Origin of the sequence: Limnohabitans lacus, assembly GCF_030053395.1 — a bacterium.
In the GTDB taxonomy this organism is placed as follows: Bacteria; Pseudomonadota; Gammaproteobacteria; order Burkholderiales; family Burkholderiaceae_C; genus Limnohabitans_A; species Limnohabitans_A lacus.
Genome location: NZ_JASGBH010000001.1, coordinates 281,519 through 299,507, shown reverse-complemented (window position 1 = coordinate 299,507; position 17,989 = coordinate 281,519). Strand labels below are relative to the sequence as shown.

At 62.2% G+C, this 17,989-nt stretch carries 17 protein-coding genes; 9 read left to right on the top strand and 8 right to left on the bottom strand.

The annotated features are described in order from the left end of the window. The first annotated feature begins 10 nt into the window (after nucleotides 1-10). The 5 genes from QLQ16_RS01535 to QLQ16_RS01515 all read left to right on the top strand — a co-directional run bounded on the left by QLQ16_RS01535 (nucleotide 11) and on the right by QLQ16_RS01515 (nucleotide 4,990). Nucleotides 11-2,671, top strand: a complete 2,661-nt coding sequence (locus QLQ16_RS01535; protein WP_283222920.1) for a circularly permuted type 2 ATP-grasp protein — start codon at nucleotides 11-13, stop codon at nucleotides 2,669-2,671. 6 nt (nucleotides 2,672-2,677) lie between these two features. Next, a complete protein-coding gene (locus QLQ16_RS01530) occupies nucleotides 2,678-3,577 on the top strand; it encodes a transglutaminase family protein (RefSeq protein ID WP_283222919.1) in 900 nt (299 codons plus the stop codon). Between the two features lie 91 nt (nucleotides 3,578-3,668). Then, nucleotides 3,669-4,127 carry a RidA family protein gene (locus tag QLQ16_RS01525; protein WP_283222918.1) on the top strand — a complete coding sequence of 153 codons (459 nt, stop codon included), beginning with the start codon at nucleotides 3,669-3,671 and terminating at the stop codon, nucleotides 4,125-4,127. 100 nt (nucleotides 4,128-4,227) lie between these two features. After that, a complete protein-coding gene (locus QLQ16_RS01520) occupies nucleotides 4,228-4,431 on the top strand; it encodes a hypothetical protein (RefSeq protein WP_283222917.1) in 204 nt (67 codons plus the stop codon). A gap of 43 nt (nucleotides 4,432-4,474) precedes the next feature. Further along, entirely contained in the window at nucleotides 4,475-4,990 is a 516-nt protein-coding gene (locus tag QLQ16_RS01515) for a DUF1993 domain-containing protein (RefSeq protein ID WP_283222916.1), read from the top strand. Between the two features lie 9 nt (nucleotides 4,991-4,999). Here QLQ16_RS01515 and QLQ16_RS01510 read toward each other — a convergent pair whose 3' ends face one another. From QLQ16_RS01510 to QLQ16_RS01500, 3 genes are read right to left on the bottom strand one after another with little or no spacing between them, the layout of a single operon-like run. Next, on the bottom strand, nucleotides 5,000-6,223 hold the full coding sequence (locus QLQ16_RS01510; RefSeq protein ID WP_283222915.1) for a CaiB/BaiF CoA transferase family protein: 1,224 nt from the start codon (nucleotides 6,221-6,223) through the stop codon (nucleotides 5,000-5,002). Nucleotide 6,224: 1 nt separating this feature from the next. After that, the gene (locus QLQ16_RS01505; protein ID WP_283222914.1) at nucleotides 6,225-7,193 is read right to left on the bottom strand and encodes a Bug family tripartite tricarboxylate transporter substrate binding protein; all 969 of its coding nucleotides are present in this window, start codon (nucleotides 7,191-7,193) and stop codon (nucleotides 6,225-6,227) included. 41 nt (nucleotides 7,194-7,234) lie between these two features. Then, the gene (locus QLQ16_RS01500) at nucleotides 7,235-8,395 is read right to left on the bottom strand and encodes an acyl-CoA dehydrogenase family protein (RefSeq protein WP_283222913.1); all 1,161 of its coding nucleotides are present in this window, start codon (nucleotides 8,393-8,395) and stop codon (nucleotides 7,235-7,237) included. A gap of 98 nt (nucleotides 8,396-8,493) precedes the next feature. Between QLQ16_RS01500 and QLQ16_RS01495 the strand changes: the two genes are divergently transcribed. From QLQ16_RS01495 to QLQ16_RS01485, 3 genes are read left to right on the top strand one after another with little or no spacing between them, the layout of a single operon-like run. Further along, nucleotides 8,494-9,318, top strand: a complete 825-nt coding sequence (locus tag QLQ16_RS01495) for an IclR family transcriptional regulator (protein WP_283222912.1) — start codon at nucleotides 8,494-8,496, stop codon at nucleotides 9,316-9,318. 41 nt (nucleotides 9,319-9,359) lie between these two features. Further along, the gene (locus QLQ16_RS01490) at nucleotides 9,360-10,319 is read left to right on the top strand and encodes a Bug family tripartite tricarboxylate transporter substrate binding protein (RefSeq protein WP_283222911.1); all 960 of its coding nucleotides are present in this window, start codon (nucleotides 9,360-9,362) and stop codon (nucleotides 10,317-10,319) included. Next, nucleotides 10,316-11,626, top strand: coding sequence for a DUF1254 domain-containing protein (locus tag QLQ16_RS01485; protein WP_283222910.1), 1,311 nt, complete (start codon nucleotides 10,316-10,318; stop codon nucleotides 11,624-11,626). The genes QLQ16_RS01490 and QLQ16_RS01485 overlap by 4 nt, the downstream gene beginning before the upstream one ends. A gap of 18 nt (nucleotides 11,627-11,644) precedes the next feature. Here QLQ16_RS01485 and QLQ16_RS01480 read toward each other — a convergent pair whose 3' ends face one another. The 3 genes from QLQ16_RS01480 to QLQ16_RS01470 form a co-directional block, all read right to left on the bottom strand. Beyond that, the gene (locus QLQ16_RS01480; RefSeq protein WP_283222909.1) at nucleotides 11,645-13,372 is read right to left on the bottom strand and encodes a tannase/feruloyl esterase family alpha/beta hydrolase; all 1,728 of its coding nucleotides are present in this window, start codon (nucleotides 13,370-13,372) and stop codon (nucleotides 11,645-11,647) included. A 63-nt stretch (nucleotides 13,373-13,435) separates the two neighbouring features. Further along, the gene (locus tag QLQ16_RS01475) at nucleotides 13,436-14,443 is read right to left on the bottom strand and encodes a Bug family tripartite tricarboxylate transporter substrate binding protein (protein ID WP_283222908.1); all 1,008 of its coding nucleotides are present in this window, start codon (nucleotides 14,441-14,443) and stop codon (nucleotides 13,436-13,438) included. A gap of 71 nt (nucleotides 14,444-14,514) precedes the next feature. After that, on the bottom strand, nucleotides 14,515-14,982 hold the full coding sequence (locus QLQ16_RS01470) for a DUF3237 domain-containing protein (protein ID WP_283222907.1): 468 nt from the start codon (nucleotides 14,980-14,982) through the stop codon (nucleotides 14,515-14,517). Nucleotides 14,983-15,060: 78 nt separating this feature from the next. Here QLQ16_RS01470 and QLQ16_RS01465 point away from each other — a divergent pair, with 78 nt between their 5' ends. Beyond that, nucleotides 15,061-15,828: a helix-turn-helix transcriptional regulator gene (locus QLQ16_RS01465; protein WP_283222906.1), complete on the top strand. Its 768-nt coding sequence runs from the start codon at nucleotides 15,061-15,063 to the stop codon at nucleotides 15,826-15,828. Nucleotides 15,829-15,850: 22 nt separating this feature from the next. On the opposite strand, the gene feoB is transcribed toward QLQ16_RS01465, so the two are convergent. Both feoB and QLQ16_RS01455 read right to left on the bottom strand, forming a co-directional pair. Continuing rightward, on the bottom strand, nucleotides 15,851-17,746 hold the full coding sequence (gene feoB / locus QLQ16_RS01460; RefSeq protein ID WP_283222905.1) for a ferrous iron transporter B: 1,896 nt from the start codon (nucleotides 17,744-17,746) through the stop codon (nucleotides 15,851-15,853). Next, nucleotides 17,739-17,981, bottom strand: coding sequence for a FeoA family protein (locus tag QLQ16_RS01455; RefSeq protein WP_283222904.1), 243 nt, complete (start codon nucleotides 17,979-17,981; stop codon nucleotides 17,739-17,741). Before QLQ16_RS01455 ends, feoB begins: the two co-directional genes overlap by 8 nt. Nucleotides 17,982-17,989 lie beyond the last annotated feature (8 nt).

The following is a 17,989-nucleotide window of genomic DNA, read 5'->3' as shown; positions in this document are numbered from 1 at the left end:
CAATGGCTGCATGAATGATTCCCGCGAAAACCGCTCTGAAAACTTGGATGCGCAAGCCATGAATTGGTTGGCGCACCAGGCTCTGGCGGCGCCCGCGGGCCATTGGGACGAGCTGCGAGGATTGGCCAACACGGCGGCGCCATCGCCCCAAGACCCGGCGCAGATGAGCGAAGCCTGGCAGACCTTCATCCAGCACCTGGGCAGCGAGGGCCTGGACGGATTGGGGCTGCGCATGGGCAACTTGCAGCGGCAAGTGCGCGACAACGGCATCACCTACAACGTCTATGCCGCGGCCGACCAGCCGCAGCGCCCTTGGTCGCTCGACCTCTTCCCGCTCATGGTGCCAAAGGCCAACTGGCAGCAGATCGAAGCCGGTGTTTTGCAGCGCATGCAATTGCTCGAACGCATCATGGCCGATGCCTACGGCCCCCAAAAACTGGTGCTCGACGGCCATTTACCGGCCGCACTCATACAAGGTCACCCCGCTTACCTGCCCGCCATGCACGGCGTGCCGCCCGTGGGTGGCCGCTACCTGTCGCTGGCCGCGTTTGACTTGGCCCGTGGGCCAGACGGCTGCTGGTGGCTCTTGTCGCAGCGCACGCAAGCGCCATCGGGCCTGGGTTATTTGCTTGAAAACCGCCTCATCGTCTCGCGCCAGTTCCCCAAAGCGTTTGAAGGCTTTCCGGTGCAGCGCCTGGCCGAGACCTACCGCACCCTGATCGATGGGCTCAAGGCCCGCAGCCCGGCTGGCGCCTCGGCCCACATCGCGCTGCTCACGCCTGGTCCTTACAACGAAACCTATTTTGAGCACGCCTACCTGGCCCGCTACCTGGGCCTGAGCCTGGTGCAGGGCAACGACCTGACGGTGCGCGACGAAAAGCTTTACCTCAAAACCCTGCAGGGCCTGCAACCGGTGCACGGCCTTTTGCGCCGTGTGGACGACGACTGGCTGGACCCGCTGGAGCTGCGCGCCGACTCCACCCTGGGTGTGCCCGGTCTGTTGCAAGCGGTGCGCAGCGGCCATGTGTTGGTGGCCAACACGCCGGGCTCGGGCTTTTTGGAGTCGAACGCGCTGCTGGGCTTCATGCCTGCGCTGGCGCGAGATTTATTGGGGGAAGAGCTGCAGCTGCCCGCCATTCCCAGCTGGTGGTGTGGCGAAGCGGCGGCCCTGCAAGACGTGCTGCCGCGCATCCAGGGTTGTGTGATCAAACCCACTTACCCCTACCACACCGACCGCCACAGCTTTGAGCCGGTGCTGGGCCACCAACTGAGCCGCCGCGAGCAAGACGAATGGGCTGGGCGCATCCTGCGCGACCCCGATGCCTACACCTTGCAGTCCTGGTTGCCGCTGTCGCACCAGCCCACATGGCAGGTGCAGGCCGATGGCCAGCCCGCGATCGAATCGCGCCCGGTGGTGCTGCGCGTGTTTGCCGTGGCCGATGCCCAAGGCGGCTGGCAAGTGCTGCCCGGCGGTCTGGCCCGGCTGGGCACCCGCGCGGGCATTGCCTCCATGCAACGCGGCGGCAGCAGTGCCGATGTGTGGGTGCAAGCCAAAGCGACCGAGACCACCGCTTCGCCAGTCACCTCGCCAGCCAATGCCCCCATCAGCGTGCCCAAAGCCGAATCGACCCAACCCTCGGCCAGCGTGCTGGCCCAGCGCCAGCGCCTGGTCACCAGCCGCGCCGCCGAAAACCTGTTCTGGATGGGTCGCTACACCGAGCGCACCGAAAACACGCTGCGCTTGGTGCGCCTGAGCCTGGAGATTTTGAACAGCGAAAACCAGAACCAGCCGCAGCTCTTGAACTTCATCACCGCCATGGCCACACGCCACGGCCTGGTGCGCCCGGGCGTGCCTGCCGCAGCGCAAGCCCACCGCGTGTTCGAGCGATCGCTCATTGCAGGCCTGTGGGACAACAAACTGGCCACCAGCGTGGGGTTCAATTTGCGCTCGGTGCGTTTGGCCGCCTCGTCGGTGCGCGAGCGTTTGTCGCCCGAGCACTGGCGTTTGCTGGAGCAGGCCGAATCGCGCTTTTTCAATTCGGTGGCCAGCGACAACTCGCAGGACACGGTGGAAGTCCAAGCCCTGTTGGCCGAGACCAGCCAGATGCTGGCGGCCCTGACCGGCGCACAAACCGACCGCATGACACGCGACGATGGCTGGCGCCTGTTGTCGATTGGCCGCCACATCGAGCGACTGGAATTTTTATCGAGCGCCCTGAGCACCGCCGTGCAAGGCGGCCTGATCGGCGAGCAGGCCGGCTTTGACGCGGTGCTGGACCTGTTTGACAGCACCATCAGCTTCCATGCGCAGTACCAGCAAAGCCGCACCCCGCAAGCGCTGATGGACCTGCTGGTGACCAACCCAGACAACCCCCGCGCCTTGGGCTGGGTGGCGCACACCTTGCGCTCGCGCTTGCTGCGCATGGGCAACTTGGCCGATGGGGCCACCGTGCCCCTGGCCGCGGTGGTGCCGCGTTTGGTGGACCTCACGCCCGAAGCCCTGTGGCCACTGGACTGCACGGCCGACGCCATCTTGGCCAGCGCCGAACACCCCCTGCCCTTGCACGCGGCCCTGGCCGAATGCCAAAGCTCGGCACGGCATGTGTCAGACCAGTTGTGCGGTCTGTTTTTCACCCACAGTGGCGACGCCCGCTTCAGCTTTGGCGCTTGAGACCCCATGCACCTGGCCATCACCCACGAAACCCGTTACAGCTACAGCCCCGCAGTGCAAACCGCGCAGCATGTGGCCCACCTGCAACCGGCCAACACGCCCTGCCAAACCGTGCTGCAGCACCAACTGGATGTGGAGCCCGCTGCCACGGTGCAGCACAACATCGATGCCTTTTGCAACCACCGCGCCTACTGGGCGCTGAACAACCCGCACGACGGCTTGCGGGTGCGTGCCTACAGCGAACTCCAAACCTCGACCATCGCACCCGCCACTTCGTCGCAAAGCTGGGAGTCGGTGCGCGAACATTTCCGCTACCGGGGCGGCCACCCCGCCGATGTGAACAACGGCTTTGTGTTCGGCTCGCACCACGCCCCCGTGCACGAAGCTTTTTTGGCCTATGCCCAAAGCAGCTTCAGCCCCGGCCGCCCCTTGATGCAAGCGGCCATAGAGCTCACGGCGCGCATGCACCGCGACTTCACCTATGCCTCGCAAAGCACCGACATCAACACCCCAGCGATCGAAGCGCTGGAAAGCCGTCGCGGCGTTTGCCAGGACTTTGCGCACATCTTGCTGGCCTGCTTGCGATCGCTGGGTTTGCCCGCACGCTACGTGAGCGGTTATTTGCTCACGCAACCACCCCCAGGCCAGCCGCGCCTGGTGGGCAGCGATGCCTCGCACGCTTGGGCCTCGGTGTATCTGCCCGAACTGGCCAGCCACGCCAGCCAAGGCTGGCTGGACCTGGACCCCACCAACAACCGCTGCGGCCTGGCCAGCCCGGGCCTGGACTATGTGCGCCTGGCCGTGGGCCGCGACTTTGCCGATGTGTCGCCGCTGCGCGGCGTGCTGCAAGGCGGCGGCGCCCACACCCTGGAAGTGGCCGTGACGGTGGCGCCAGTGGGCGAATGAACCCTCGGCCCTTCGGCGACAATCTGACTTGTTTTTCGGTTGTTCAGCCCCTGCTGAACGCATTCTTTTTTCCCTTGGAACGACCCCTGCCATGAGCGTTTACGACACCCTGAAATCCCTCCACATCGAACTGCCCCCCGTGGCTGTGCCCGCTGCGGCCTATGTGCCTTTTGTGCAAAGCGGAAATCTGGTTTACCTGTCCGGCCACATCGCCAAGAAAGACGGCAAAGTCTGGGCCGGCCAATTGGGCAAAGACACCAGCACCGCCGAAGGCCAGCAAGCGGCCCGTGCCGTGGCGATTGACCTGATGGGCACGCTGCACGCCGCCGTGGGCGACCTGAACAAGATCAAGCGCATCGTCAAAGTGATGAGCCTGGTCAACTCGACCGGCGACTTCACCGAGCAGCACCTGGTGACCAACGGCTGCAGCGAACTGCTGGGCCAAGTCTTTGGCCCCCAAGTCGGCGCACACGCCCGCAGCGCCTTTGGCGTGGCCCAGATCCCGCTGGGCGCTTGCGTCGAGATCGAGCTGATTGCTGAAATCGGTTGACCATCGGCATCCCCATGTCGTCACTGATGCTTCCGACCGACCTCTCTAGTTGTTGTAGGTCGGTGGCTTTAGCCACGACAAGGCTTTTCAAAACATGTCCATGATCCACAAAGCCCTGATGGCCTTGTCACTCCTGAGCGTTTTGTCGGGCTGTGGCCTGACGTCCAGCCAAGCCGTTTACGATGAAATTCGCGCTCAAGAAAGGGCCAAGGCGGTGGGCACGTCTGTGCCGCCTGGCACGGGCTTGCCGCGCTACGACCAATACCAAAAAGAGCGCAGCCAACTCGCCCCAGAATCCCGATAACGGGCCAATCCTTGGCCAGAACCTTTCACCACCGGAGACTTGCATGACCATTTCCATGTCCAGCGCCAGCTTGCCTGTGTGCACCCGCATGCTGAGCAATCTGAGCCACATCCTGAGCAAAGCCGAGCAATTCGTCGAGGCCAAAAAAATCGACCCTGCGGCACTGACCACCTACCGCCTGGCGCCCGACATGCTGCCCTTCACGCGCCAGATCCTGATCGCCTGCGATGCGGTGAAAAACGGCGTGGCCCGCCTCTCTGGTGTGGAAGCGCCCAAATTCGACGACACCGAAACCACGCTCGCCCAACTGCAAGAACGCATCCAGAAAACCTTGGCTTACATCGCCACCGTGCCTGCCGCTGCGCTGGATGGCACCGAGGACAAAGAGATCACCTTCCCCGCAGGGCCGGGCAAAACACGCACCCTCAAAGGTCAGGACTACCTCACCGGTTGGATGCTGCCCAATATGTATTTCCACATCACCACGGCCTACACCATCCTGCGCCACAACGGCGTCGAAGTCGGCAAGGTGGATTACCTTCTGGGCGCGCAGGGCTGAGCACAGGCTTCAAATGCTTTGACTGTCCCGCAAACGCTGCAAGTCTGCCTCGGTGAGCCCCAGCGCTGAATAAAACTCAGCGTTGTGCTCGCCTCGGCCGGGACCGGTGTGCGGAACAGGAAGCTCACGCCCCACAAACCGTGGCACGATGCAAGGGGCCTTGACGCTGCCCAAGGCATCATCGGGCAAATCGATCAAGGCCTGGCGACTCTGAAAATGCGGATCTTCAGCCGCTTGGGCAATCGAGTTGATGCGTCCGTAAGGCGCATCTTGCTCGTCCAAACGCTGCATGACATAGGCCATGGAATGCTGGCGGCACCAATCGGCCACCTCTTTGTCCAGCGCGACCAAGTGGCGGGTTCGCTCCAGGTTGTTGGCAAAGCGTGGGTCGGTCAGCAAGTCCAGTCGGTCCATGGCCTTGCAGATGCGCTCGAAAATGGGGTTGCCTGTCCCCACAATGGTGATCCAATGGCCATCGGCCGATTGGTAGACATTGGAGGGCGCGGTGTAGGTCGCCCGTGACCCGTTGCGTTGCCGCACCACATCCATGAACTGCATCTCTGCGGCCAGTGGATCGAGCAGGCGGAACAAAGCTTCGGTGGCAGCCAAATCGATTTCAGATCCGCGGTACTGCTCGGGCGGCGTTCTGGCCTTTTCTGCCAACGCCGTGGAGATGGAAAAGGCCCCAAAAAGGCCCGCAATGGCGTCCCCCAAGGGATAGTTCATGTGCTGGGGCGGCCCATCGGTTTCCCCGGTCAAATGGGTGAAGCCGCTCATGGCTTCAAAAACACGGGCAAAGCCCGGGCGCTTGGCATAGGGCCCGGTTTGGCCAAAGCCGGTCAAACGCAAGACAATCAAATTCGGGTGGTGTTGGTGCAGTGTCTGAATGTCCAAACCCCATGCATCGAGCGTGCCGGTGCGGAAGTTTTCAATCAGCACGTCGAACTGCGGCAACATGCTCAAAAAAAGGGCTCGGCCATCCGCTTGACGCACATCTAGGGTGATGCCTTTCTTACCGCGGTTGGTGACTTTCCAAAACAGTTCATGGCCTTGCCAAACCGGTGCCAGCGAGCGCAAAGCGTCGCCCCCCCGGGGCAGCTCGACTTTGATCACCTCTGCACCCATGTCAGCGCACAAAGTCCCAGCCATGGGGGCGGCCACCACGGTGGCCAAATCCAGAATGCGCACACCGCGCAATGGCCCCTGCGACTGCGTGTCTTGGGTTTGCGCCATCTCAATTGCCCGACAGGTTGAGCTTGCCCAGCATCGGGTCCCAAGCCTTACGGTCTTGCCGCACACGGTCATCGAAGGCCGAAACAGAAGTGGGCAAAGGTGTAGCGCCCAGTTGCTGCAATTTGTCTTTGAGTGCGGGTGAGGTCATGGCTTTGGCCAACGCCGCATTGAGGGTTTTGATCACCTCTGCAGGGGTGCCTTTGGGAGCGACCAAACCCATCCACAAACCCGCTTCCAAGCCGGAAATGCCCAATTCGGCAAAGGTCGGCACATCGGGCACTGCCGCAGAGCGGGTCTTGCCCGTTTGCGCCAGGATGCGGATCTGCCCGCTGTTCATGTAGGGCAGCGTACCGCCTAAGTTATTGCACATGACAGGAATGTGCCCGCCCATCAAATCGGCCACAGCAGGCGCGTTGCCCTTGTAGGGGACATGTTCAAACTGGCTGCCGGTCTGGAAGTTGACCATCTCGCACACCAGGTGCGAGGGTGTGGCCACGCCTGCAGATGCAAAGTTGATGGTTTTGGGCTTGGCTTTCTCGGCCTTGATCAACTCGTCGAGTTTTTTGTAGGGCATGGACGCATTCACCGCAATCACATTGGGCAAGTCCGCCACCAAGCCGATGTTGGCGAAATCGTCCACCGGATGGAAGCGCAAATTCTTATGGACATAAGGCAAAAACACATTGGTCAGCCCCGCCATGAGCAAGGTGTAGCCATCGGCCGGTGCTTTGGACACCAGCTCCGAGCCCAGCAAGCTCCCTGCCCCCGCCTTGTTGTCCACGACCACCGACTGCTTGAGCACAGCCCCCAACTCCACGGCCAGCGCACGGGTGACCAAATCGGTGCTGCCCCCTGCTGGAAACGGCACCACCACGCGGATGGACTGCACGGGATAGTCTGCCGCATGCACACCCATGGACAACAGGAGGAGCGCAGCAGCGGCCATTGGACGGATAGAAAAGGTAGGCATGGGAAGTCTCCAGAAAGTCAAAAAAATGCGGGTGTGCTGAATCAAGTCGCGCCGTGCTCGCGCAAAACCAGCTTGGCGATGTTCATCTGATGGATCTGGCTTGTGCCTTCGTAGAGCCGGAACAAACGCACATCGCGGTAGTACCGCTCGATCGGGCTGAAGTCGGCCACATAACCTGCTCCGCCAAACATCTGCACACAGCGGTCAGCCACGCGACCGCACATCTCGGACGCAAAGTATTTGCACATTGACGCGGTGAGGGCCACGTCTTCGCCACGGTCACGCGCACGGGCGGCTTCCAAAATCATCGATTGCGCCGCATAAATCTCGGTCTGGCTGTCCGCCACCATGGCCTGCAGCAACTGGAAGTTGCCCACCGCCTTACCGAATTGCTGCCGATTTTGGGTGTGCTCCATGGCCAAGTCCAGCATGCGAATGGCCGGTCCCGTGCACAGAGCCGACAAGTGCAAACGCTGTTTGTTGAGCACCTTCATGATGGTCTTAAAGCCCACGCCCTCCTGTCCACCGATCAGGTTGCCCACGGGAACACGGCAATTTTCAAAAAACACATCCGAAACGGGCGAACCCGCCTGCCCCATTTTTTTGTACGCCGGGCCGGTGCGCAAACCCGGCGTGCCACGCTCAACGATGAAAGCCGACAAGCCAGAACTGCCCTTGGTGCCGGGCTCGGTGCGCGCCACCACGGTGAAAACATCGGCAATCGGCGCATTGGTGATGTAGCACTTGCGGCCATCCAAGACATAGTGATCCCCCTCCAAGCGGGCGGTGGTCTGCACATTGCTGGCTTCGGAGCCTGCATCGGGCTCGGTCAATGCCAGGCACCCGGTCAGCTCACCGGTGGCCATGCGCGGCAACCATCGTTGCTTTTGGGCTTCGGTACCGTCGGCCACCAAGGCTTCGGAGCCGATGCCGGTGTTGGTGCCCACCCGTGCCCGCAATGCAACCGATGCTTGCGAGAGTTCAAAAGCGGCCAGGATCAACTCTTCGGTGCTCAGTCCCAGGCCGCCGTAGGCTTCGGGAATGCTCCAGCCAAAAAAACCGCGTTCCCGCAAATCCTGGACGATGTCGTCGGGCACGTGGTCAAGTTGTTCGACGGTGTTTTCCAGCGGATGCCACTGCTCTCGCACATAGGCACGCACTTCGGACAGGAGGTTTTGCAGTTTTTGAGGGTCTCTGATCATGCTTGCCATGGTGCGCGATTGTGCTTAAGGTGTGAACGCATGTTTCAAATAATGAAACTTCTATCGCCCACATGTGACCTAACAACGACCATTACCCCATGCGAGCGAACACTGCACCTCAACATTTGCGTGACCAAACCGAGTTGCAACTGCTGCGCGAAGACAACCCCAGTTTTGCAGGCACCTTGGCCAAAGGGATGATGATCTTGCAATGCTTTGTGAGTGACCCACGCCCACATGCCAACAGCGAATTGGCCAAGCGGCTGGGCATCCCCAGGCCCACCGTCTCAAGACTGTGCCGCACGCTGCAAGCCATGGGCTACCTCGACCATGACGAGCGCCTGGACCGCTATTTCATAGGACCGGCCATCGTCTCATTGGGCTACCCTTACCTGATCAGCACACCACTGATCAACCAGTTACGCCCAGCCATGCAAGCCATGGCCACCCAAATGATGGGGGCCGTTTCGATTGGTGTGGCCATGGATTTGGACGTCGTTTACCTGGAGTCCTGCACCCATGAGCAAGGCACCTTGAAGCGGCCTGCCGTGGGCGCCGTGCGCGGCATTGTGGAAACCGCGATGGGAAGGGCCTTGCTGGCATCGCTGGACGAATCAGCGCGACAAGACATCCTCGAACGGGTTCGCCTGCAAAGGCCTGAAGACCACGAACGCTGCCTTACAGGTGTGCAAGAAAGCCTCAGCCACTACAGAAAGCGCGGCTTTGCCATCAACATGGGCGATGCAGGCTTGGGGGTGTTGGCCGTGGGAGTCGCCTCCCGCATCCGCTATGGCTCGCGCCAACTGCTTTTCAATTGCGCCGTGCCCGGCTACCGCGTCAAGCCACAAGAACTGCTCAAAACCATCGGCCCACGGCTGACCGACATGGTGCGCATGGCCGATGCACAAACCGGTGTGCGCTGAACCCCAACCCATCCACCTCGCAACCCAGACCAGGAGACTTCATGCAACGCAGAACATTCACCCTGTCCGCATTGGCCATGAGCGCTGCTTACAGTGCTTTGGCTCAGTCACAAGATACCTACCCCGATCGCCCCCTGAAAGTGATCGTGCCCTACCCGGCGGGCGGCGTGGTCGATGTCCAAACCCGCGCCATGACCCAAGGGCTGACGACAGAACTGGGGCAAGCGGTGGTGGTGGAGTCACGAGCGGGTGCCAACGGCAACCTGGCTGCCGAAGCGGTGGCCCGCGCGGCCGCTGATGGCTACACCTTGCTGGTGTCAGCGCCTTTTTTGATCAACAACCCCATGCAGGAAAACGCCTTGCGCTGGGCGCCGAAGGACTTGATACCTGTAGCGCGGTTTTCCATGTCGCCCAGCTTCATGTGCGTGCCGGCAGCTTCGCCTGCCAAGACCGTTCGCGACTATGTGGAGATGGCCAAGCGGGCCAAACCTGTTTTGCAATTTGGCGATCCGGGCGCGGGCACCACGCAGACCATGGCGGTCGAGATTTTGAAATCCACCACCGGCATCGAACTGGAGGCCGTGCCCTACAAAGGCGCACCACCGCTGGCGCTGGATCTGATCAACAACGCCTTTTCCATGTCGGTGCTGCCTTCCAGCGTGGCCTTTCCCCATGTCAAATCGGGCAAATTGCGAGCACTGGCCACCACCAGTTCAGCCCGCTCCGCCCAGTTGCCAGATGTTCCCACCATTGCCGAGGCGGGTTACCCGGATGCCACCGTCATCTCCTGGTATGGCCTGCACGCTCCCGCCAACACGCCTGCGGCCGTGCTGCGCAAACTGGAAGCGGCCATCAAGGCGGCCATTCAAAAGCCTGAAGCCCAAACACGCCTGGTCAGTGCAGGCGGGGAAGCGGCCTTCATGGGCACCGACGAGTTCACCCGATTCATCGCCAGCGACACACAAATGTGGGAACGCATCAACCGGACGCTGCGCAAATGAACAAGCTGACTGACCTGAACGCCCTGGCTCGGGAGGCCATCTTGTATGCCCTGCCCATCTATGAAATGGCGCGCATGCGGGCCTCCAGCAGCCCACGCAAAAATGCCCAAGGCGAGCTGTCCGACCCGACGGCAGGCCCGGAGTCATTGAAGCGTTGGATCAACCTGTTTTCACATTCACGCCGATTGCTCAACGCCAGCGACCGCCGCGTGGTCACTCCCAACAACGACACGCTCTACACCAACGCCTGGCTCGATTTGAGTGATGGGCCGGTGCTGATCAAAACGCCCGATACCGGCGAGCGCTATTACGTGCTGGGCTTGCTGGACTTTTACACCAACCCTTTTGCACACCTTGGCACACGCACCACCGGCAACGGTGCGCAAACTTTCTTTGTGCATGGCCCCCAATGGCAAGGCACTGTGCCTGCGGGTTGCACTGCAGTGGCCTGTCCAACGCCCCACGTCTGGGTCTTGGGACGCATCTTGGCCAACGCCGATGAAGACATGGGCCCCGTGCATGCCCTGCAAGATGCATTCGAGATCACCACGCTCGAGGGACGTCCCGCCCAGCGGGTGAGTGAATGCCTGGTCCAACCCCAAGCATTGCCAGGCGATGCCCGCAGCTTTGTGCGGGTGGTGAACCAAGCCATGGCACTCAATCCCCCGCCCGACAGAGACCGCTTGCCATTGCAGCAGTGGGCGCAGCTGGGTATCGGCCCAGGACTTGAAGTACCCGCAGATATCAGCCTGCTTCAATCCGCCCTGGCGGCGACCTTGCAGGAGATCGACACCCCAGAAGACACCGATCTGGCAGGGGGCTGGAGAACCGCCGTGGAAGTACAAGACAACTTCAATGGCGACTGGCTCACACGCGCCCGCGTGGCCCGTGCCTACATTGGCATTTTGGGTTCGCAAGAGGTGCTCTACCTGCTGGCTTTTCGAGACAGCCAAGGCCAGGTGCTGGATGGCACAAACCGCTACCAATTGCGATTTGCGCCGGGCGGTCTGCCTCAGGTGGATTCGTTTTGGTCGCTCACGATGTACCGCAAAGCCGATTACCTGTTCTACGACCACCCGGAGCAAAAGTTTGCCATCGGAGACCGCACGGCCGGACTGACGTACGACAGCGAAGGGGGGCTGACGCTGCAGCTGAGTCACCAGCGCCCAGATGACATCAGCAACTGGCTACCCGCGCCTGCAGAGCCGTTTTATCTGGCCCTGCGCTTGTACCTGCCAGGCGAGGTTCACCAGAACCACACCTACACATACCCGGCCATCGAAATGCAAAGTGAGGCACCGGGCTGAGTCGGCGCCCCGCGCATTTCAACGGCAGCTGAAGTTGCTGGCGTCTTCCACCGAGCCGCTGCCCTTGTAGGTGGCGACGGTGGGGTAGGCGCAAAGCGGCCGGGTGCGCTTGGCCGACCAATCGGCGGGCAGCTCGGTGTTCACGCCACCGGCATTGCCCGCGCCGCGCACGCTGGCCACCACGGCCTGGGGTGCAACGCCCTGCTCCACCCACTGCACCAGCGGTCCGAGCAAATCAAACTGGTCGGCGGCCGGGCCCATGCTGCAGTGGTTCATGCCGGGGACCGGAAAGTAGCGGGCAAAGTCCGCGCCAGGGTTGGCATTCACACGGTTCAGGCGCTCGACCCACTGACGGGTGTCTTCGGCCGAAAAGATCGCATCGCTCACGCCGTGGTACATCACCACTTTGGCGCCCCGGGCACGCAAGGCGGCCATGTTGGCGGGGTTGGCCTCTCCGGGCGGCGTCATGAGCGACCAGCCCGATTCACGGTAGCTGTCGTTGGTGGCCGAGAACATGGCCAGACGTGCTGTGACGTTTTCTTGGAGCGGCTTGAGCGGCATAGGCGGCACGCTGAAAATGGTGCCAATGGCCAGCGGATCGCGGATCAATGAATCGATGAACTTCCATGTGCCCCAATTGGCCCCGGCGATGCCCATGTCATACGGAAAGCTGGCGTAAAACGCTTGGCCAGATGATGTCTTGGCCCCAGCGAACACACTGGCGATAACGTTCTTTTGCGCCGTGCTCAGGCACGCGCCATGGCGCTCGCCGGTGCAGGTGGGCACATCGGTTTGCACGTTGAATTGGGCCTGGCAAGCCTGTGTGGCCTGCACCATGCCGTCACGCACGCCGTCCAGGGCATCGCATTTTTCGGCAATGGCTTTGGCCACGGTGATGCGCTCTTGCGGGGTGAAGGCGCTGGCCAGATCGGGCAGCGTGCCGTTCGGGTTCATCGGGTTCTTCACCGTCGCGCCGGGTGTGGCGATGGTGGCCCACTGCTGGGCCCCCCAGATTTGCGTGAGCGCGGCATAAGGCAAACGGTAACCCGGCGCACCGACCAAGTAGCCGTCGTACTGATCGCCCACACGGGCGGCGGCCACCATGGCGTGGCGCCCACCGTTGGAGCAGCCGCCAATGTAGGAGCGGTCAGGCCCTTTGCCGTAAGCCCCCGCGATCAATTGCTTGGCCATGGGCGTGAGCTTTTCAACCGCTTGGTAGCCGTAGTCCAGTCGGGCTTGAGGCTCCAAGCCGAACACCGTCGTTTGCGGGCCCGAATGGCCTGCGTCCGAACTGATCACCGCAAAGCCTTGCATCAAAGCGCCAGTGAGCGGGCCACCGCCCAAAGCGCCCAAGGCAGGCTGGACCGAGCCGTCCAGGCCGCCATTGCCTTGGTAATAAAACCGGCCGTTCCAGGCCATAGGCAAACGCATCTCAAAACCGATGGCGTAGTCGCGCCCATCGCTGCCCTTGCGCTCGTGCATGCGACCCAAAACCCGGCAGTGCTCAGGCACGGGACGGTCGCCCTGCATGACAGCCCCTGCGGCCACCGGCGCAGAGGACTCGATGCGGGTGTTGGCCAATTTCAAAGAGGAGACCAAGGCCGAGCAGTTGGCCAACGTGGCGCCCGTGGCCGCCTTGAGGGGCGCCACCGAAGAACCCGGCAAAGTGCCGCACGCCATCAGCAAGCCTACGGCCGACAAAACGCCCGCCCCTTGGAGGGTGCGGTGCCCAATTTTCGATTTCATGCCGGTCTCCTTTTCAATCTATTTCAATCTATTTCAATCTATTTCAATCTATTTCAATCTGTCTCAATCGGCCTTGAAACCGGTGGCCGCCACGGCCTTGCCCCAGGTCACGGTGTCGGCCGCGATGATGCGCGTGAACTCTTCGCGGCTCGTGCCGGTCACGCGAAAGCCCGACTCTTCGAGCTTGGCTTTGGTCTCAGGCGATTTGACGGCTTTTTGGATGTCGGCGCTCAGCTTGGCCAGGATGTCGGCCGGCACTTTGGATGGCGCCACGATGCCAAACCAAGATGAAAACTCCAGGTTGTTGAAGCCCTGCTCCTTGATGGTGGGCACGTCGGGCAAAGCGCCGGTGCGTGTGGCACCGGTGCTGCCCAAGGCCACCAACTTGCCCGCCTTCACGTTGGGCGCAGCCAAACCCACGCTGGCGAACACGCCTTGCACATCGCCACTGAACAGGCCGCCCAGCGCATCACCCGTGCTCTTGTAGTGCACCGCTTCGGGCTTGAGCTTGACCGCGTCCCCAAACATGAACGCTCCAAAGTGGCCGGGCGTGCCCGCGCCAAAGGTGGCCATGAACAAGCCCTTTTGCTGCTGCGTCCAGGTCACAAATTCCTTGACGTTTTTGGCGGGCACTTTTTGCGGGTTGACCAAGAGCACAAAGTCGGCGCTGACCACTTGGCTCACGGGGGCGAAGTCTTTGACCGGGTCGTAAGGCAGTTTGTTGTAGCTGCTGGGGGCGATGCTCAGCTGGCCGGTTTCACCCAACATGATCGTGTAGCCGTCGGGCGTGGCGCGGGCCGCTTCGCTGGCGGCGATCAGGCCACCGGCACCGGGCTTGTTGTCCACGATCACGCCCATATTGCCCCAGCCCTCGGACAGCTTTTGCGCCAGCAAACGCGCCACGATGTCTGGGCCTGTGCCGGCCGGAAAGCCCACGATCATGCGCACTGGACGTGAGGGGTACTGGGTTTGCGCTTGCACGCCCAGGCTCACAGCGCTGGCGGCCAAACCCACGGCCAACAAGGCATGGCGGCGGTTCCAAGAAGTCAAGGGGTTCAAAACGGTTTTCATGGTGAATGTCTCCAAAGAAAGATGTCAAAAATCAAAGAAAGAATGGGGGCTTGAAACCGCTACAAAGCGGATCAGGCCACTTCAAACAAACGCATGACCACGCGGTCCGGATGGCGGGCACCCGTGCCCACAAACAAACGCTCGGTGATCCAGCGCAAAGAAGCCGAAGCCGTCTCAAAACTGGGGCTGCAGCGAAAGTAAACCAACTCGGGCGGCACCGCTTCGCCACGCACCAATCGCGCCATGACCTCTGGCGCAGCCGTGCGCACCGCACGGTTTTGCACGTAGATCAAATCACCGCCATCGGTCTCGATCGTGTAGCGCGCGTCCAGCTCGGCCATGCGCTCGTTGACGATCAGCTGAAAATCAGCGCCACCGGGCAACACGCGCGCTGTCCAGTCTTGGCCCTGCACTTGACCGCCCAAGATCGGGATCAGGCGGCGCACGCCGTGGTGGGTCTGGCCAACTTCCTGAGGCTTGTCGACCTGCACGGAAAAATCAGCAAAAAAATTCAAAGGAGGCGTCGGCAAATTCAGCATGGGCCTAGGGTATTCCTAAGGGCTTGGGCTGTCTGTCCTCCCTTAAGATGACAGGAAAACCCGCCCCTTTTTTCAGTCATGCGCCAATGGACCCCCTCGTGTACCAGCAGCCCCGTTCAGGTGCTGCAAGGCCTCATCGGCCTGATGGGGCAGCGCGAGTTTGAAACCTCGCTGCTGGGCCATGTCCAGCCGCTGGTGCCGGCGGCGTCTTATTCGATTTACCAAACCGGCAGCGGTTGCGATCCGACCCGCTTCATGTCGTCCAGCCTGGGCATTCCCGACACCACCCGTGAATGCTGGAACGCCTACCTGTCGGGCCCCTACCGCAGTGACCGCACCCTGGCCGTGCAAGACACAGCGCCCGATGGCATGGTGCTTTGCCACATCACAGCCCCCGAAGTGCCCGCGCCGCACCGCACCCGCGTCTATGAAGCACACGGCATGGCCGAGCGGGTGTCGATCGTCCAGCGGCAAAACGCGGCGATCTTCGCGATCAACTTTTACCGGCACGACCACCAGCGCCCTTTCAGCGATGGGCAACTGTCCGACTTCGAAGCGCTGGCACCGGCTTTGCTGAGCTTGGCGCAAAAGCAAATCGAGCTGACGCGCCCCCGGCTGGGCAAGCGCAGCCCCAGCGACTGGGTGCAGCCCTTGCAAAGCCTGGCGCCCGCACTGACCGAACGCGAGCGGGACGTCTGCGCACGCCTTTTATCGGGCATGACGCAAGAAGGCATCGCGCGTGATCTGGGCGTCAGCCTGCCCACGGTCAAGACCTACCGCAACCGCGCCTTTGCCCGGCTGGGCATCCACTTCAAAAGCGAGTTGTTTGCCTTGTTCGCCGGTTGATACCGTTCAAGGGTTCAAGGCCTCAGGCCCAGAGCGACACCACCCGAAAGGTGACGAAGGCCGCGCCATAAGCCAAGGCCAACTGGTACAGCAAGGTGATGGCGGGCAGCTTCCAGCTGCCGCTCTCGCGGTGGATGGCCACCAGCGTGGACAGGCACTGCGGGGCAAAGATGTACCAAGCCAACAGCGCCATGCCCGTGGCCAGGCTCCATTGCCCAGCCAGCACCGGGGCCAGCGCAGTGGCCGCCCCGCCGTCTCCGGCCACCACAGCATAGACCGTGGCCAGCGCACCAATGGCCACTTCGCGTGCGGCCATGCCTGTCAGCAGCGCCACGCTGATCTGCCAGTTAAAGCCCAGGGGCGCAAACACCCCCTGCAGGGCGTGACCGATTTGGCCGGCATAGCTGTGCTCGATGGCTGGACCCAAGGCGCCCGCTGGCGCAGCAGGGTAGCTGGCCAGCCACCACAGGGCCACCGACAGCAACAAAATCACTGTGCCCACGCGACGCAAGAAAATCCAAGCCCGCTGCCACAAACCCATGGCCAGATTGCGCCAAGTGGGCCAGTGGTATGACGGCAACTCCATCATCAAAGGGCGTGACTGACGCCCCGATCGGGTGAGCCACTGGAGCACCCAGGCGACCGCCATGCCGCCCGCAATCCCCGTGAGGTACAGGCCCAGCAAGACCAAGCCCTGCAGGTGCATGCCCTGCCAGGTGCCCGCCGGAATGAAAGCCGAGATCAGCAAGGTGTAGACCGGCAAACGGGCCGAGCAGGTCATCAGGGGCGCAATCAAAATCGTGACCCAACGGTCGCGCCGGTTGGCAATGCTGCGCGTGGCCATGATGCCGGGCACCGCGCAGGCAAAGCTCGACAGCAAAGGGATGAACGAGCGCCCCGACAGCCCCACCCCGCCCATGATGCGGTCGAGCAAAAACGCCGCGCGTGGCAGGTAGCCCGACTCTTCCAGCAACAAGATGAAGAAAAACAAAATCAGGATCTGCGGCAAGAAGACCAGCACGCCGCCCATGCCGGCCAACAGGCCCTGCACCAGCAAATCACGCCACCAGCCAGCGGGCAAGGCCTGCACAGCGGCGTTGGCCAAGGCATCGGTGCACCCCTTGATGAAATCCATGGGCACCACCGCCCAGGCAAACACCGCTTGAAACACCAAGAAAAGCACGGCCAACAAAATCACGGGCCCAGCCCATGGGTGCAGCACCACACGGTCGATGCGGTCGCTCAGCACATCGGGCACCAACGAGTCCAGACCCAATCGGCGCAAGATGCCCTGCACCACCGCATGGTCGGCCTCGATGCGATCGTGCTCCTGGCTGAGCTGCGGGCCATCGGCCGCCTCTGGCACAGGTGACCACGAGGTCCACGGCCTGGCAAACAACCATTGGCGAATGGCGGCGTCGCCCCCCGCGTGAACAGCCACGCTGGTGACGACCGGCAAACCCAAGGCATTCGACAGTGCCTCGGGGTCAATCTTCAGGCCACGCCCCGCAGCCAAATCGGCCATGTTGAGCACAACCAGACAAGGCAGGCCCAAGCGCTTGACGGCCAAGACCAGACGCAAACCCCGGCGCAAATTGGTGGCGTCCACCACACACACCAATGCATCGGGGCGTGTTTCGCCGGGCAAGCGGCCCAACAGCACATCGCAGGCCACGCGTTCGTCGTCCGATCGGGGGTAGAGGCTGTAAACGCCGGGCAAATCGAGCACCCGCAACGGGGCGCCTTCGGGCATGGGCAAGCTGCCCTCTTTCTTTTCGACCGTGGCGCCCGCGTAATTGGCCACCTTCTGGCGGCTGCCGGTCAGGCGGTTGAACAGCGCCGTCTTGCCGCAATTGGGGTTGCCCACCAGCGCGACCAAGGTGCCGCGAGGCGTCAGGTGCAGGCGCTGCTCACGCATCGGGCGCTTCCAGCTCGATGCAAGCGGCCTCTTCTCGGCGCAAAGCAAAGGTGGACAAACCCACCCGCACCGCCAGCGGGTCGCCGCCCCACAAGCCACGCGCCATCACGCACACCGGCTCGCCAGGCAAAAAACCAATCTCTTCCAGTTGCCGGGCTTGGGCTTCCTGCCCCGCAATCACACGCACCCGCGCCACGCGCAGCACGGCAGACAAGGGGGCTTGAGCGAGGTTCATCGGGAGCA